The following is an 18227-nucleotide window of genomic DNA, read 5'->3' as shown; positions in this document are numbered from 1 at the left end:
AAGCGTTAGTCAGTACTCAAAAATCTTTTAATTTAAAATCTCATTGGTTAACATAATGTTGTCTATAAATTATATTTAAGACCTAAATTGAATCTTGCTCCATAATATTCTACTTGCTTTGGTCTGTTTGGAGTTTCACCAAAATGATACATCAACGGTTCATTTAAGATGTTATTTACATCTGTAAAAATTGTAAAATGCTCACCAATTCTATACGATGCAGAGAAGTCAAGAGAATTGTATTTTCCATAATAAATATCATTCATGTCTGTGTTTTTTGCATTGGCATCAAACCCAATTGCATATGCACCTTTATGATTAAATGCTGCTCGGGCATTAAAACCTCCTTTTTCGTAGAACAACTGTATATTATATAACTCTTTGGCTTGGTATGGAGTCGAAACTTTTCTTCCGTTAGGATTATTTGTATTATCTCCCAAGGTCATTTCAGAGTTCATTAATGTTGCATTTATCTGAGTTCCAAAATATTTTAAGAATCCAGGTAAGAAACTAAAACGTTTTGTGATTCCGAATTCGATTCCGCCAATCCACGCATTTCCACCATTTGTAGGAGAACTGATTTCTATATTAGGAATTCCATTTATTGTACCTTGATACGTATCATCAAAAATTGGATCTGTGATTGATTTGTAAAATACACCAGCGTTGATTACCCCTACTTCATCCAGGAAATATTCTCCCAGTAAATCAAAGTTCCAAGAATAGGTTGGATTTAAATTTGGGTTACCACCTGCATATTCACCATCAATTGTATTTAATGAACCTGCTGGCGAAATATCTCCAAAATTTGGTCTGGCAAATGTTCTTGTAGTTGCAAAACGAAGATTTAGATTCTCTATTGGTGTGTATTTTAAATGAAGCATAGGAAGTACAGATGTATAACTTTTTGTGTTTTTAGCATCAACAACAACATTGTTTTCAACCGTTTTACCAGTAACTTGTGTAATGGTATTAGTCACTCGAACTCCTCCCAAAACTGTTAATTTATCAGATATTGAGTAAGTTGACATTGCGTATGCAGATGAAGTAGTTTCGCCTACATTAAAGTTTCTTCCTAATCCTTTTCCTAATTCTGGAATTTGAGAATCTGCAGGGTTTAAAACCAAATTACCTTGTGAAGAATTATATAAATTGTTCATTCCGTTGGCAGACAAAACGGGACCAAAACTATTTCCTATATTGGTTCCAATTTCTTTTCTTAAATAATCTGTTCCGCCAGGCTGATTAATCAAATCCTGACTATAGTCTGATAAAAAAGGGGTTGGTGATCCTGTCCAATTGTAATATTCATCTCTAAAAGTTGCAATACGATCTTTGTCAGTTAGTTTTACACCAAATTTCATTTTAAGATCTTCATTAAAAATGTGCTCATAGTTTGCAGCAGCAATAATATTATCTCTCTCCGTAATGCTTATTTTATATAACTCCAAAGTAGAAAACTTCATTTTTGTAGGGTCAGTTTTAAAATTTGGATCTGAATAGAAATCAAATATCGATTTTGGATTATTAGGATCCAGCATTCCTCCATCTGCAGCCCAATATGCTCTAGGCCCTCCTGCTCCACCACTGGCTAGAGGTACTGTATTAAAGTATTCTGGTTTAACTCCAACTCCAGTTTGATTGAACTGAATTAAAAAATAACTATTGTTTTCGGCAGTTGGAATATTACCATATTTAAAACTGTTTCTATAAGATGCTAAACTCCAATCTAAGTTTCCATTTGTTAGTTGATGTTTTCCTCCTAAATCAATACCAATAAATTGTGTAATTAATTCATTGTGAATATCTTGTTGTTCGACAGTTAAAGCATTTGTAGCAGAGTTAAATTTATCAAATCTAATGCGGTGTTTGTAATGTGTTTCTTTATCAGAAAGTCCTCCATAAGTTGCTTTCAAGAATATTTTATCTCTGGATGATGGGTTAAATTCCATAGCACCATTTAAACCTGTAGTTTTTCTAACTCCTGTATAATCTCTTAATTCTAAGCGATAAACACCCTGATCTCCATTTCTTCTTGCTTCATAATTATCTGTAGCCCAGTTTCTGTCCCAATAAGTAGCGTTTATAATGTATCCGAATTTTCCATTTTTACTTTTATCACCAATAGTAAGCGAACCACTATAGATTCCTTTATCCGATTTTTGGTTGTATCCACTAAAAACACTTACTTTAAATGTTTTTTTGGTTGGAGCTGTTTGTGTGGTAAAATTTACGCTTCCGCCAATAGCATCTCCATCCATATCGGGTGTGATTGCTTTTGTAGCTTCAACATAAGCGATAAGGTCTGATGGAAAAAAATCAAAAGCTGTGGCTCTGGAAGTAGTTTCTTCTTCGGCTGTTGGAATTCTGTTTCCGTTTATTGTAGTTGATGACCAAAAAGGTGGTAAACCTCTCACGGAAACGAAACGCCCTTCGCCCTGATCTTTTTCGATAGAAACTCCCGACATACGTTGTACAGTTTCGGCAGCATTACGATCTGGTAACTTTCCTATTCCATCAGCAGCAATTACATTTACGATACTCATGGATTTTTTTTGCATATTTAGCGCTCTTGCCTCGCTATTGCGAAGACTCATTCCGCTTACTACAACTTCATTTAATTCTTTTGAATTTGTCTTTAAGGAAATGATTCCTAAATTCAATCGCTGATTATCTTTTATTTCAATTTTAATAATTTTTACTTCATAACCTATATAAGAAATTTGCAACTCTAAGCTTCCAGATCTTACATCATTAATAGTAAACTCTCCGCTAAAATCGGTTGTAGCATTTTGTTTATTAGATAATGTAATAGTTGCTCCAGGTAATGGAGATTGTGCATCTGTAACCGTTCCGCTAATTGTTGCTTTTTGTGCAGTAATTTTTTGCGCTAGTAGTGTAATCGAAAAGATAATAAATACCTTATATATTGTTTTCATAATTCAAATGTTTACAAATATTAAATTTTACTATGCAAATAAACATTCAATTTTATAAATAGTAAAAAAAATGATTTTATCTAATTGTTAAAAAAATGAAAACTTAAAGCGTCTATTTTCTTAATTATTCGTTAAGAAATCTTGAATTATGGAGTGTTTACTGGGGATTATTCAATAATAACTTTATTGTTTAGTTTAAGAAATGTAGAATTATTGATAAGTTTGATAAAACAATTAAGCCTAGGAAATCGCAAAAGTTGCATAGATGTAAACATTTGTTTCCATTAGTTATATAAACAGTAAAGCCCGACAGTGATGTCAGGCTTTTGAATATTTTAGGAAATATTTCTAACTATATTGGTCTCTTTTTTGTACCTCAGGAACTAATCTTCGCATGCTTTTATTGATAATGCTGCGTACTGATTTCTTTTTGAACTCATAAGCTTTGGTGCATTTCTCGAGTTCAACATATAATAACTGAAACTTATCGTATAGCGCATCAAGCTCTTCCATGGCTTTTCGCGTCTTTTCGTCTTCAGTTTCTTCGATTTTATTTTGGGATATCTTAGACAGATATTCAAATTTATGAAATGCTGTTAGCAAAATTCGATGCTCTCTTGAGTTTATTCCTTGCATAATATGGTAATCTAAATATTGATAAACGATATAACTGTTTTAAACTATATAAGCCATAAACATAAGTTTTGCATACTTCGCTTAAATGGACTTATATAACTTACATGGTTAACCTTTTTTAAACCATATAAGTCATTTAAGAGAATATACGTTTTTGTACACTTCACTTAAATAGACTTACATCACTTATATGGTTGCTTTATTTTTTTATAAAACTTGAATTTAAGGTGTAAAGCGCAATAAGGGATCTATATCGGTATAAATTCTGGATGTAGGCAACAATCGCAATTTTGTGCTCTCTCTTTTGCTTACATTTCCCGATATTTTTCCTAATACTGCACTTATCAGAACTTCTGAACGGTTGCCTAAAGGAAAGACTTCGAGCTCTTGTAGTTCATCAGAATATATCAATGGATTTATTCCCTTTGAATAATTACCTTCATGTTTAGCATTAAATAATTTATAGATTGAAGGATATAATACCCAACCTTTAGTTCCTGTAATTCGATTATCTTCTATAGGAAATCCTGCTACATCTTTACCAAAGGTTTTATCGCCAATGGTAATTACATCCATATATGGTTTCAGATTATTTATGATTAATTCTGAAGCAGATGCTGTACGATTTCCGCATAATATATATACTCTATTAATGAGAGGATGCGCATTTTGTAATGCTTCAAAACTTATTTTAGATTCATTACTTTCTAATGCCTGCTTAAAGGATTGATCTACATTTCCTCCATTTTTATTTCCTTCAAATTTTATAAAAAGATCATTGGCACGAACATTTGGAGCTATGGCAATACTCAGCGCAGTTGCCGAGGCGATATCTCCTCCTCCATTATATCGTAGGTCCAGAACGAGTTCTGTTATTGATTTACTTTTTAGCTCCTGAAAAATTTGCAGGATTTGTTGTGATTGCCCAACATCAAAATGTGGAATTTGAACATATCCTATTTTTATGTTTTTATCAGTAATTATTTGATATGATATGGGTTGTAAAAAAGTGAACCCTGATGATAAAGTAACATCTTTTGTTTTAGAAAAACCTGATTGTGCCGTATAAGAGTTTATACGTAAACTTAATTGGGACGATGCTATCATGTTTGTATACATACGATCATAATTACCCTGATTAAGATCTGTCCCGTTTATCTGAGTAATAAGATTTCCTCTTTGCAGTCCATTATTTTTGGCTGGAGAATCTTCTAATACGTATAATACAATACCATAGTATTTTCCCTCAAACTCAACAAAGCTTATATCAAAACCAAATTTTCGCCTTAGACTTTGTGGTGCTGTATCCGGTAATGCAGGATGTAAAGCATAAGAAAAAATATCATCTTTCTGTAACAGTTTTGCGAAGTACTCTTTTGGAGTAGCCGACAAATCGCCTTGGGCTGGCATAGTTTCATTCCAGCGATAATATTTTTTCATTTGTTTGTACATCCATTCATTTACATATTCGTTGGTCCCTTCATTATAGACTTGCGTCGAATGATCATCTGGCGTACAGGAAATAAATAAACACCATAGAAAAAAAGATAAGTAGGTAATAAAAATAAAGGGGCGTTTCATATTTTATGCTTGAAATTTATAAGTGTAGGTTTATTTATTAACTATTTAAAAGTAAAAAAATCAACTAAATTTAAAGTTCCCTCTACTCCTGAAAATGCGCCGCTTGCATCTTTCTTTTCATCGAGTACAATTAATCGTGATTTATTTACCGACATAGTCATCATAACAGTAACTTTTTTTCCTGTAATGTAAGATTCTGTTGTGCCATGTTTTACTAGTTCCATTATGATTGTAGGTGGTGAACTAAAAGGAAATTCTATAAACGAACTAAATTTATCTTTATCAATATTCTCGACAACTCCCAGAACCTGGCCGTTAATTTTACGGATAATTCCGTCGAGCTTTCCTTCGTATCCGCTATTCGAATATTTGTTTTTGGATGGGAAAATAAATTTAAAGCCACTATTACTTGGTTTGCTTAATACACCAGGTTTTATGGATGTAATTTTATCAATCCAAATGTTTTCTTTAGTAAAAAAAGAAAGTGTATCAATAGGTGTTTTAGAGTTAAAACGATACGTACGTAATAACTCTTTTGTTACTTTATTTGTAATTTCTAAAGTTTTCTCAGCGTTTCCGTAATAAACAAATTCATACTCTTTTTCGATTTTTTTTGCAAAGGCAGTTTTTTTATCCTTCCCTATTTCAATCAGTTTACCATTTGCAGTTATCTGAATGGAATCTGCTAAAGCGCTATATCCTACTATAACTACTTTTCCGGGTTGGTTGGTTTCATTACTATAATAAGGTGTTAGCTCATCATTGGCACAAGATCCAAAAAAAGCCATTGTAATCGTAAAAAATAATGTTCTTGTTACTGTATTCTTCATATTTGTTTTTTTATTGTAGAAACTCTGTTTATCTGAAAAGCGCGAAAACTTTCTCTAATATTATTTTTTAATGAATTTTAATTTTTTAGAAATGTTATTGTTGGTTACTAAAAGAAAATATACGCCTTGTGATAAATGATCTACTGCTATACCTTCTTCTTTATATGCAGATGCTGCAACTAACATTCCGCTTGTATTGTAAATTTTTAAAGTTGTTTTTTCAGTCTTAAATTCTTCTCCTAGTTCTAATTGTAAATTTCCTTCAACTGGATTTTGTTTTAATTTACAAACTTGTGCTTTTAATTCTGCTTCATCTACACCTAGCAATGATTCAGCTGTAACAGAAATTTTATCGATTTCATAACCAAAAAAATTAAAATCACGAATAGTACCTAAAGCTATATATACAGCTGGTTTACCTACAAATTGCGAAATATCTACGTTATAATCTTTAAACTCTGTATCTTCAATTGTTGTTCTTTTTAAGTTTACTGTACTTAAAAGTGTAAAAGTTGCAGGATCTGGAGAGGTTGATCCATATACAAATAAATCCTGATTACCATCATAAACACTTGTTTGCGCATTTAGGATTAAGGAAATTTTTCCCGAATAAAAGGAAATATCTATTGCTGGAGATATTGCCAAATTGTCTTCTGTAGTTCCTAATTGTGTTCCACCATTTAATAAATCAATATTGTAAGTTCCCAAAACATCAATTGTACCATCTACAATAGCGCCAGTACCTGCATCTAATTGAATGTTTTTTCGGGTAAGCCAATTACTTCCATTTCCGTCTTTGTCCAATAAAGTCCAGTCTGAAGCATCGGCATCATCAAAATCATCTTCCCAAATTGTATATTGAGCAAATGATGTTCCTGTAACCATGATAAGTAATAATAAAAGTAGATTTTTTTTCATTTTTTTAGTTTTTTAAAAACATGGGCAGCTTAGTACTGCCCATGTGGAATTTTAATAATTAACCTAATGCATTAAAAATTTGTAAACTTTGTCCAAGTACCAGTCCAGTTAGATTCAGTTTTGAATGCTCCTGTAATACCTGTAAAGTTTAACGCTCCATCATTAAAGAATGGTTGGCTAAGAGCCCATTTTGTAGCTGGATCTGCTATAGAAGTACTTGTACCTATACCTGTAATAGTTGTTCCTACTGGTAATAATGGGTTGTCAAATCCGTGGATTGATATTCTTAAGTATGAAGAACCAGTTGGAACTGAAGGAGATTCCCAGTTGATACCTCTGTTGTATCCTGTAACTGTAACATCTGTAAGGCTGATGTTACCTGCTCTACGTACGTGAATAGCATTTTCGTATAAATCTGCTACTGTATTAGAGCTAACTCCGATAATTGATAATTGAGAAATAACAGGACGTGTAATAATTGTAGTAACAGTTCCTGTTGAATTGTTGTCTAATTCGATACCATTAGAATCTGGTTTTCCGCTACTTAAACTATGAGTTGAATTACTATCTGCAATTGCAATTGCTTTTGTGATCTTTCCAGTGTAACCAAAATCGAAATCGAAGTTATCATCATCTGGTGCAAATGAAACTAAGTGACTAGCATCTACTTTACCACCAAAGAATTCAAATGAATCATCTTTACCGTATGATACCTGGATGTGATCAACTACAGTTCCGCTACCTACTCCTGCAAGTGTAAGACCGTTAATTTCAACATCAGTATCTAAGATACGTCCTGCAAATTCGATACGTACATAGTTTAATGCTCCTGCACTATGAGCATTATTTGTACCTCCATAATAGAATTCAGCAAAATTAGGCTGATCATCTAATCCTTCAACGATATTAGTAACTGAACCAGTGTTAACTTCTGCATCTCCTAAAAGTACTATACCTCCAAAATCTCCAGGAGCTGCTCCTGTATTTGCGTTACCATCTAATAAATTATAACTTGTAAAAATTACCGGAGCAGTTGCAGTTCCCTGCGCATCTATTTGTCCCGTTTTTGTAATTACAAGAACTCCTGTAGCTACACCAGCAGCAAGTGGCTTAGCTTTAATATAAGTACCTGGCTGAATAGTAAGTTTAGCACCGCCCTTTACAGTAATAACTCCATCAATTTCCCATACTCTGTCGTTTGTCCAGGTAGTATTGGTTGTTATAGCACCACTTACCGTTTGAACTGCAGCTGGATACCCTGTGTAATCTGCTCCAGAAGCTTTCATAGAAAAAGAAGAATCTGTAGATGAATCATCATTTTGGCAAGAGCTCACAACTAGAGCTACCATTGCGAATAGAAAAAATTTTTTCATAAATAATTTAATTATTGCTATATTTGCCGCTATTACAATCTAGGCCTTTGGAGAGAGCAGCAAAATATCTTTCCTCAGGTCTTTCTCTTTTTTGGTAAAGATTTTTTTATAATTTCCCCGCTTTACCATCGGATTTTGTACCTACTATTTACTTCTTTTGCTCTTAGGATTTTTTACCGCAACAAAAGGTTATCTTTCCATTCTTTTAAAATTTTATTATCCAAAATTGTAAAAGACCTTATTAAGTATTTCGTTATTTTTTGTGCTTAATGCATTAAAGCAAAAAATCAAATTCAATACTTACAACTACTTATATTAGATTTTGAAAAACCAAAATATCATGCCAGATTTTATTGTTAACGGTTTCTTAATATTCAGTGATTGAAATCATTTTTTTATAAGATGTAATACTTTAGATTATAAAATTTAATCACCTGATAAATTGAATGTTATGAATAAATTATTAAAATTAAAAGTTTATAAACTTGGTCCAAGTGTTAGTCCAGTCAGTTTCAGTTTTAAATGCCCCTGTAGTACCTGTAAAATTTAATGGTCCATCATTAAAGAATGGTTGGTTAATAACCCATTTTGGAGCTGGATCTGCTATAGAAGTACTTGAACCTGGACCAAATAAACTTGTGCCGACTGGTATTACAAAATTATCAAAGCCATGAATTGATATTCTTAATCTTGAAGAGCCACTTGGGACTGAAGGAGATTCCCAGTTAATACCTCTGTTGTATCCTGTAACTGTAACATCTGCAATGCTTATGTTACCTGCCCTGCGTACATGAATAGCATTTTCGTATAAATCTGCTACTGTATTAGAGCTAACTCCAATAATAGACATTTGAGAAATAACCGGATTTGTAATAATTGCTGTTGCCTGACCACTTGGATTGTTATCCAACTCAATACCATTAGAATCTGGCCTTCCTCCGCTTAAACTGTGAGTTGAATTACTGTCAGCAATTGCAATAGCTTTTGTAATAGTTCCTCTATATCCTAAATTAAAATCAAAATTATCATCATCTGGAGCAAAAGATACCAAATGGCTTGCATTAACCGTTCCTCCAAAAAACTCTATAGAATCATCTTTAGAATAAGATACCTGAACATGATCTACTATAGTACTGCTACCTACCCCTGCAAATGTTAATGCGCTTAATCCGTAATTTGAATCTATAAGCCTTCCTGCAAATTCGATTCGTACATAATGTAAAGCTCCTGAATTATGAGTATCATTGGCTCCTCCATAATAAAAATCAGACCAAGTAGGTTGGTCATCTAATCCTTCGACAACATTTGTAGTAGAGAAAGTATTAATTCTTGCATCTCCTAATATTGCTACACCTCCAAAATCCCCAGGAACTGCTACAGTATTGGCGTTGCCATCTAATAAATTATAACTTGTAAAAATTACTGGAGCAGTTGCAGTTCCCTGTACATCAATCTTTCCCGTTTTAGTAATGACAAGTACTCCTGTTGCTACATAACTTCCTAAATATTTTGCTTTAATAAATGTACCTGCCTGAATGGTTAGGGTCGCTCCGTTTTTTACAGTAACAATTCCGCTAATTTCCCATACTCTGTCGTTTGTCCAGGTAGTATTGGTTGTAATAGCGCCACTTACAGTTTGTACCGTTGCAGGATATCCTGTGTAATCTGCTCCAGAAGCTTTCATAGAAAAAGAGGAGTCAACAGCATCATCATTGTTTTGGCAAGAGCTCACCGATAGAGCTATCATTGCGCATAGAAGTAATTTTTTCATAAAAGTATATTTATTAGATATTTGCCGCTCTTAAGAAGAAACCTTAGAAAGTGCAACAAAATATCTTTCCTTAGTTTTTTGATAAAAATCTCACTTAAAACGAATAATTAACTGATACACTTATAGTTCTACCGCTCCAAGCTTTAAACATAACCTGATCTATGTCTTCATCATATTTTTTACTAGCATTGGCTCCTAATGAAAATTGGCTTCTAGGATTACTCCCCATCGAAAAATCTTCAAGATGTGAATAGCTATTAGCATTATTATAGGTTTGAATACCAGCATCAAACATGTTTTTTATACTGCATTTTAATTCCAGATTTTTTTCTTTAAAAAACTTATAACTTACCTGAGCATCAGTTACAGCATAAGGCATTCTGATTTCTTCTCTGGAATATTCAAATCCTACCAAAATATATTGGTCACCAATTCCATTTTGCCTCACACTAAATCCCATGCGGTCTCCTATATAGTCTAATCCTAAATTATAGGTATAAGGTGATTGTCCGTAAAGTGGTCTGTTAGCCTCATATAGTCCACCCTCACCATCTATACGTACGTATGATGTTACTTTTGTATCATTAATAGAAACATTTCCTGAAACGAATAATTTTTCTAAAATTGGTCCTTCTCCTAAAAAAGTAAGATTTTTATAAAATTCCGCTTCTATCCCCCACAGTTTGGCGTTATAAGAATTAAGATTATAAATAATACCTGAGTTTCCGTTTACAGTACCAATAGCTTCTATAGGATCCTTAATGTCTTTATGATAAACTCCAAAAGACAAAATTTCACCACCTGATGGAAACCATTCTAATTTTAAATCATAATTATTAGATACACTAGAAATCATTCCTCCAGACCAGTTTAGAATTTTGGCGTTACGAATGGGATCATAATACGGAGTACCTACTCGTTCCGAAAATTGAGGACGTAATACAGATCTATTATATCCAACTCTAACATTCATTTTATTGGTTGGACTAATTGTTAAACTAGCGGATGGTAAAAATTGCCACTTTTTGTCTTCTTTTATGAATGAAAAAACGCCAGAACCTTCAAACTGATTCGATGTTTCGCTATAAATATAACTTTCGGCTCTTGCTCCCCAAACGAGTCTTACAAAACGACCAATTTTATTATCGAGCATTAAAAAAGGGGAATGAACTTTTACATCTCCTTCATATTTATCTCCATATTTTCCGTAATCATCCCAGCCAAAACCACCATAATAATATTGCGAACCATTCAAAAATTCTGAAAGCGGCATATAAATTTCAGATGTTTCACTCTTTTGTCCAACAGTTATAAGTTTAGCCGATCTTTGCTGATTAGTAGCTGTTTTATATGTTCCGAAATAACCTGCTTTAATATCATTTTTGCTTACTTCACCTAAATCAAAAGAATAATCTAAATTAATAGCCCAGTTATAATCCGTTTCATCATTAGAATAATTGTCTCTGCTAAATGGTAATCTATTTCCGCTGTTGTAGACTGTATTATAAGCTAATACATCGTCACCTACTTTTTTATATGAGGTTTGTAGAAAAGTAGCATCTTTTGTGTCTTTTGTGATATTGCTATAACTAGTATACCAATTAATCTCAAGTTGATCAAAACGATGATTTCCCTCAATTTTATTTTGAATAAAAGTTGTATAAATAGGATAATTAGTTTCAATTGTTGTTGGAAGATCACTACCGTCTATAATTCCGGTAATAGTATTCCCTTTTTCCCAACCCGTAATTTGAGTCAATTGATTGTTATAGATATGCATTGCGGTGTTACGAGTAGTAATTTTATGTTTACCTAGCTGAATAGCAGCATTAAACATTCCCCCCAAAGTAGAATTATAATTATAATTTGCACCTGAGTTATTAAATCCATATTTTTCAAAAATCGAATATGCTCTTCCTCCTTCTCCTTCTTGTGCAAATCTTGAGTTTTCAATAAATCTTCCTCTTTGTGTGTGTTCGATCTCTATTTTTTCTTGTGTATTCTTGAAAAGTATGGATCCCACAAATCCCCATTTATTGTTGTTTTTTAAATTATATGATCGCCCCAATGCAAATTGTAATGTAGTTCCTGGTGCGCCATACGTTTTATAGGTAGAAAAATTATCCTCGGTAAACTTTTTAGACTGTTCTATAAAAGGTCCTGATGTGGCTTGACTTGTTGGTGGCTCCAGAGGTAACATATTAGGATAATCACGTCTTCCGTCATCAAAACCCAAATAATCATAAGCTCCTTCTTGTTTGGTAAGTCTTTCTTTAAAAGCGCTTCGACTGTTATACGAGGTACTTACCGAAAAACTTGTAAAATCTTCTTTAGGAATATCCTTTGTTTTTATCTCAACATATCCTCCGGCAAAATTAGCGTACATATCTGGCGTTGCCGATTTACTTACTACAATACTTTCTACCATAGCAGTTGGGATAATATCAAAAGAGAAGTTTTGCTGGTATGCATCTGTACTAGGCAACGTGATTCCGTCCATTACAGCTTGGTTCCAACGTTCTCCCATAGAACGAACTACAACATATTTATTATCAATTGTTGTTACGCCCGTGATACGTTTAAGCGCACTACCCACATCTTTATCTGGTGTTCTTGCGATTTGTTCTGCCGAAATTCCATCAGAAAATTGTGCTGCTTTTTTTTGCTGTATCAACATTCCCTGAACAGATGCTGTTGCTTGTTTATAATTCTGAATTATAATTACTTCATTAAGCGATTGCGCATCTTCTTTTAAGGAAACTACTAAAGGAGTTTCGCCGCCTTCAAGCACTTTTATGCCAGTAATTTTTTGTGTTTGAAACGAAATGGCGCTAATCTCAATAGTATATTCGCCAGGCTCTAATTCTAAAACATAATTACCATCAATATCCGATTGTGCTCCCAAACTCAGTTGGGTTACTTTTATATTTACTCCGGGTAATGAAAGTCCGTTTGCATCGACAACTTTACCTACGATTTTGCCCTTCTTTTTTTTTTTGCCCGAATCTTTACTATTTACAGCTATATTATTTTCATTTCTTCTGAAATTTAAATTTGTCTGATTTTGCAAATCATTTAAAATTTCATCAATTGTAACATTTTCTTTTTTTAGTGTAACCAGAGGTAAACTTAGATCCAAATCTTTTTGATAAATAAATTGATACGGAGTTCTGGATTTTAAATTATCAATAATTTTTTGTGGTGTAGAGTTTTTAAAATCAACCGAAACTGTTCCGGTTTGTGAGTAAATAATGTTTGTTCCGAAGAATAATCCGAAAAACAAAATCCAAAAGGCAAATTGCCTGGAGTAATCATTGTTCATAATTGATAATTGTTAGTTTGTTATTGGTATTTATTTTAATATGAGATTTATGGTTAATATTTTTATAAAATTTTAATAGCTTCCCAGCAGCTAGCCATTAAATCATTTTTCTTATTGATTTAATACTGCTGAATTCTTTCTGTCAAAGTCTGTTTAAAAAAACTGTAGAACGGATTATCTACTTATGAGATAGGTGTCTTTGCCAGTTGTTCTTATTTTAATTTCCAGAGCAAACGCTACAGTTTGAAGCATTTCATAAAACCCTTGTCTAGTATCGAGGGTTCCCTGTATTTTAAGGTCTTTTATATTTTCCTCTAGATAGTCAACCGTAAAAGAATGGTCAAGTTTTAGTTTCTCTATAACTTGTGCGAGAGTTAACCCATCTACATAAATTAAAACCTTTTTCCATTCAGGCTCAAGCAAAGTAGTTTTTTGCTTTTCAATTTTTGCATCAGCATTATTATAAATAGCCTTATCCCCTTTTACTAAGAAAACTACATCTTGATCACTTTCTACTTTTACTTTACCAGTTCTTACATTTACTTGAGGTTCTTTGTTAGCATAAGAACTAATATTAAATGATGTACCTAAAACAGTCGTTTTTATAGCTCCAGATGTAATTACAAAAGGTCGTGATACATCTCTCTTAACTTCAAAGAAAGCTTCACCAGTTAATTTTACTGCTCTTTCATTTTTAGCAAATTCTGTTGGATATTCTATTAGAGTATTTTGATTTAGCCATACACGTGTTCCATCAGGTAAACTTATCAGGCGTATATCTTTGTTAAATGTTTTTGTTGAAGTAATTGCTACTGTAGCATTATGCGATGGAGTAAAAACCTGATATCCACTAAAAGACAAAATTATTACTGCACACGCTGCTGCAACCCAATTATAAAAGCTTTTGTATTTATTAATTGTAACGCTCTGAATGTTATCCCACATTCGGGATGCAATTTGGTCAGGAAGAATACCTCTATTAGGTATTGCGTTCCATTCTTCTTTTAATTTTTTAGATCTCATTACAATTAAGTTTACTATTGAAAATTATACATGAATTTTATCAATTCAATTACATTAGATTCCTAGTCGGGCAAATATCATGGGGTAATATTACTATTAACGTTTTCTTAATCTAAGTAACCATTTGAGAAGGTTTTTTTTGGAAGTGATAAACCAAAAATAGGTTAGCCAAAAAGAAAAAAGGGAGAGTAACGAGCTACTGTAATGTCATTAAGTTAAGAGATTTGAGATTGATGATTAATGATTCAAAATTTAGTGTTTCGGATAGTAAGATTATCCAATTTTTTGAGGTTTCAGAGTTCTGAAATCAAAAATCGTTAATCGAAAATCACCAATCAATTTATCAAGCTTGGCTGACTTATAAAGAATAATGCAAACCAGTACAGTTCATGATTATGTACTGAATTCTTTTTAAGAAATTGTAAGGTCTTTGAGATTTGATTAGCAACCGCGCTTGGCGACATATCCATCTCTACGGCTATTTCTTTATAACTAAGATCTTCAAATTTATGTAGATTGAAGATTTTCCTTCTTTTTGGAGGGATTTTATTCAGGAGGTATTCTATTTTTTCCAGCTTGGAACTTATATCATCTTCCGTTTCAGATACGCTATCAAGTTCTTTAATTAACTGGTCATTTTCTACAGAAAAGATTCTGTTTTGTTTTTTATACCATTTCGATATCTCTTGTTTTGAACTTTTAAACAAGATAGCTTCTAAGCTTACATTTGGGTCCAATTTGGTTCTGTATTTCCAAAGGTGAATAAATACATTTTGAGTCACATCTTCAGAATCTGCAAGCTGCGAGGTATATTTCTTTATAAAACAAAAAACTTTATAATGATATAGATCATAAATTTCTTTGAAGCAGGAATCATCTCCCTCTCTTAACCTTATTACTAAATTAGAACTCATATTGTAATTTTAAATCGTTAAAGAAGACCCTTACAAAAGTAAGATTAAACCTTTATCAATATTTTGTGGTTTAGTCATTTAATAATTTATTAATATTACGCTATGTCTGTTTTATAGATTTACGTTGAATTATTTAGAGGAACTATCACAATAAAAAAAAGCCATCTTTTTAGGATGACTCTTTATATAGTTTAATTGAAAGATATATAGGATGAAGAAGGAAGCGGAAATATATCTTTATCTAAAATGATGCTTGCATTAAACAGAGACACTAATTTACTTGAATTAAGTGTAGTGCTTAATTGGTAATCATCCAGATGATTAAAGATTACTTCAAGAAAATTACAAATTCCTAATACTTTTATTATAGCGGAACGATTCTCACTTTGAAATCCCATTTCTATAATCAAAGCAAAATAAGATTCCCATAATTTTTCTTTATTTTCCAGATAAGAATCACTTTTAAGATATATTAAAAAATCATTTACATTAGTATTAAAAAACACGCAGGTTTGTTCTATTATTTGGGTGAAATTTTTATCTTTATTTAAGATGTTATAAAATGATTTGAATTTATTAATATTTCCTTGTAAGTCGCTTGGATTAGATACATATTGTAATTCATAAGGAGCAATTCCGTCAATATAAGCAATAGCTTCATTTTGCATTTGTTCCCTATGTCCTCTTATTTTTAACGACGCTAATTTCGCAAGAAAAGAAAAACTGGCGGAGTCTTTAGCAAAAGGTTTGTACTGAAAAAAATCTAATGTTTTTATTTCTCTATTCATTGTTTATTTATGTTTTCTAAACTAAAATTGAATGCTGGCGAGTGATTACCAGGTCCCCCACCTGTCATTACAATATCTGCACTAGTTATACCAAATAAATTTATTTGTGAATTAATCTGTGAGATTATTGCAGAGTCTAATACATCTCCTTCTTCTATTTCAGGAACAACACCTATAAAAAGTCTTGGGTAAAATTCAAAAACTGCTTTTTCTCCAGGAGCTAGGTTTGTTTTTGTAGCAATTAATCTATTGTTTCTGTAGCAGTTTGCGTTGATTATTCCAGACGGAAGCGCGTTTTTTACTTCTATTTGGCTAAGATTAGTAGCTGGTTTTGATGCAACTCTCAGTACACTGCCAGCGTTATCCTTGACCATTTCATACGCTGTTCCTTCATAAGTGTAAAGCATTGGGGTAAAATTGCCGTATGAATCACAAGTAGCTACTTCATAGCCCATTGAAAATGCAAAAGGATGGTTGTCTAGTCTGCTACTATTTTCTATTACCTTCCAGGCAATAGCACTTTTTTCAAATTCCTGAGCAACATTTTGTTGAAAAATAATGACATTGTTGTTATTTGCGTCATTAGATTTGTTGATGAAATTCAATTTAATTTTGTCCATTATCATAATAATTTGGGGGTTGAACTTTCCTTTTTTACTTACCCTAATAATATTTGGTTTATGGATTTTTAATTTAAATACAATTTAAAACGAAAATTTAAATATCAATACCGTATTTATACCTATTTTGAAAATGTTAAATTCATACAAATAAGGATGATTATATACATAAAAAAAAACAGGCAATTACGCCTGTTTTAAACTTAAATATGTAGGTTGTAATTACTTTATAAGATGGTTTCTTGCCGCCTTAAGCCCTACAAAAAACATTATAACTATCATTATTAAAAGAAAGTATAAAGATAAATTCCATGTCTCACCGTATTCATATAAACTACCAAATATAGGAGGTCCAAATGCAGCCAATAAATAACCTACCGATTGTGCCATACCAGATATTCTTGTAGCAGTGTGACTATCTGCAGTACGAAGAACAAAAAACATCATTGACAGACTAAAAGATAATCCTGAAGATATTCCGAAAAGGATAACTGCAGTATAGATATATTGTAATTGAAAGAATAGTATAAGCAAGACACTAATAAACATTCCTGCAGCAACAACAAAAATTAAGCTTTTCTGGTTAGTAAGTTTAGATGCAATAATTGGCCCAAGGAAAGTTAAGGGTAACATCGCCATTTGCATAAAAGACAAAACCCATCCACTTTCTTCTTTTACCATACCAAAACCCTGTAACAACATCGGAAGCCAGGTTACAAGAGAATAATACATTAATGATTGAAGCCCCATGAATATACTAATTTGCCATGCCAATGGTGATTTAAATATATTTAGATTGCTCTTTACTATTCCTGTCTCTTCAATGTTTTTTGTTCTTTTTAATACGATTGGTAACCATATTAAAAAAGAAAATACAGCAATCCAAATCCAGATTCCTAAAGAGCCTTTCCAGCCAAGACTGCTTAATTTACCAATTGCTATACTAAATCCAGAAGCTAGAGCTGCAGTAAAATTCATCGATACAGAATAGAAACCGATAACCATTCCGGATTTATTAGGAAATGTTTTCTTGATATATCCTGGCACTAAAACATTTCCGATGCAAATTGCAATACCAAGTATGGCAGATCCTAGAAATAGTGTTACTACTGTCCCCATTATTCTTATATATAATCCTGCGATTAAAAGTGCAATCGAAAAAAGTAGAAATTTCTCCAGACTCAGTTTTTTAGATAATTGCCCAACAAGAATAGATAGGAATGCAAATGCCATTAATGGAATGGTTGTAAGGAATCCAGCCTCGCTATTTGAAAGATTTAGTGATTTACTAATCTCGGTTAATACAGGCCCTAGTGCTGTTAATGGCGCTCGCAATGTGGAGGCAACAAATAATATTCCGATAAATGGCAGTACGATTCCGAAACAGACCCCTGTCTTACTTTTCCAGTCTTTTTTATGCTTATTCATAATATTTTTTTTCTTCTGCAAATTTACCATGCGTATTATAATTAAATTTGCCATATATTTAATCTAAAACGACAAAAGCAAATC

At 32.4% G+C, this 18227-nt stretch carries 13 protein-coding genes; all 13 read right to left on the bottom strand.

The annotated features are described in order from the left end of the window. Nucleotides 1-62: 62 nt before the first annotated feature. The 13 genes from ACJ6WR_RS22535 to ACJ6WR_RS22475 all read right to left on the bottom strand — a co-directional run bounded on the left by ACJ6WR_RS22535 (nt 63) and on the right by ACJ6WR_RS22475 (nt 18143). Complete coding sequence (locus ACJ6WR_RS22535) at nt 63-2939, bottom strand: TonB-dependent receptor (RefSeq protein ID WP_409416582.1); 2877 nt, start codon at nt 2937-2939, stop codon at nt 63-65. 348 nt (nt 2940-3287) lie between these two features. Next, a complete protein-coding gene (locus ACJ6WR_RS22530; protein ID WP_409416581.1) occupies nt 3288-3575 on the bottom strand; it encodes a hypothetical protein in 288 nt (95 codons plus the stop codon). A gap of 222 nt (nt 3576-3797) precedes the next feature. Beyond that, the gene (locus ACJ6WR_RS22525; protein ID WP_409416580.1) at nt 3798-5156 is read right to left on the bottom strand and encodes a S41 family peptidase; all 1359 of its coding nucleotides are present in this window, start codon (nt 5154-5156) and stop codon (nt 3798-3800) included. A 41-nt stretch (nt 5157-5197) separates the two neighbouring features. Then, nucleotides 5198-5986 (bottom strand): hypothetical protein, encoded by a 789-nt coding sequence (locus ACJ6WR_RS22520; protein ID WP_409416579.1) that lies wholly within the window; start codon nt 5984-5986, stop codon nt 5198-5200. A gap of 60 nt (nt 5987-6046) precedes the next feature. Continuing rightward, complete coding sequence (locus ACJ6WR_RS22515; RefSeq protein WP_409416578.1) at nt 6047-6904, bottom strand: T9SS type A sorting domain-containing protein; 858 nt, start codon at nt 6902-6904, stop codon at nt 6047-6049. A gap of 71 nt (nt 6905-6975) precedes the next feature. Beyond that, nucleotides 6976-8277: a hypothetical protein gene (locus ACJ6WR_RS22510; RefSeq protein WP_409416577.1), complete on the bottom strand. Its 1302-nt coding sequence runs from the start codon at nt 8275-8277 to the stop codon at nt 6976-6978. A gap of 469 nt (nt 8278-8746) precedes the next feature. Beyond that, nucleotides 8747-10048: a hypothetical protein gene (locus ACJ6WR_RS22505; protein ID WP_409416576.1), complete on the bottom strand. Its 1302-nt coding sequence runs from the start codon at nt 10046-10048 to the stop codon at nt 8747-8749. 94 nt (nt 10049-10142) lie between these two features. Next, nucleotides 10143-13370, bottom strand: coding sequence for a TonB-dependent receptor domain-containing protein (locus ACJ6WR_RS22500; protein WP_409416575.1), 3228 nt, complete (start codon nt 13368-13370; stop codon nt 10143-10145). Between the two features lie 174 nt (nt 13371-13544). Continuing rightward, nucleotides 13545-14393, bottom strand: coding sequence for a FecR family protein (locus ACJ6WR_RS22495; RefSeq protein WP_409416574.1), 849 nt, complete (start codon nt 14391-14393; stop codon nt 13545-13547). A gap of 335 nt (nt 14394-14728) precedes the next feature. Next, nucleotides 14729-15307 carry an RNA polymerase sigma factor gene (locus tag ACJ6WR_RS22490; RefSeq protein WP_409416573.1) on the bottom strand — a complete coding sequence of 193 codons (579 nt, stop codon included), beginning with the start codon at nt 15305-15307 and terminating at the stop codon, nt 14729-14731. 191 nt (nt 15308-15498) lie between these two features. Beyond that, nucleotides 15499-16095 carry a hypothetical protein gene (locus tag ACJ6WR_RS22485; RefSeq protein WP_409416572.1) on the bottom strand — a complete coding sequence of 199 codons (597 nt, stop codon included), beginning with the start codon at nt 16093-16095 and terminating at the stop codon, nt 15499-15501. Next, nucleotides 16092-16715, bottom strand: coding sequence for a hypothetical protein (locus ACJ6WR_RS22480; protein WP_039119756.1), 624 nt, complete (start codon nt 16713-16715; stop codon nt 16092-16094). Before ACJ6WR_RS22480 ends, ACJ6WR_RS22485 begins: the two co-directional genes overlap by 4 nt. A 222-nt stretch (nt 16716-16937) precedes the next feature. Beyond that, on the bottom strand, nt 16938-18143 hold the full coding sequence (locus ACJ6WR_RS22475) for a CynX/NimT family MFS transporter (RefSeq protein WP_409416571.1): 1206 nt from the start codon (nt 18141-18143) through the stop codon (nt 16938-16940). Nucleotides 18144-18227 lie beyond the last annotated feature (84 nt).

It is taken from the genome of Flavobacterium sp. PS2, from assembly GCF_046250155.1.
Taxonomy (GTDB): Bacteria; Bacteroidota; Bacteroidia; order Flavobacteriales; family Flavobacteriaceae; genus Flavobacterium.
This window is presented reverse-complemented; position numbering and strand designations above follow the sequence as displayed.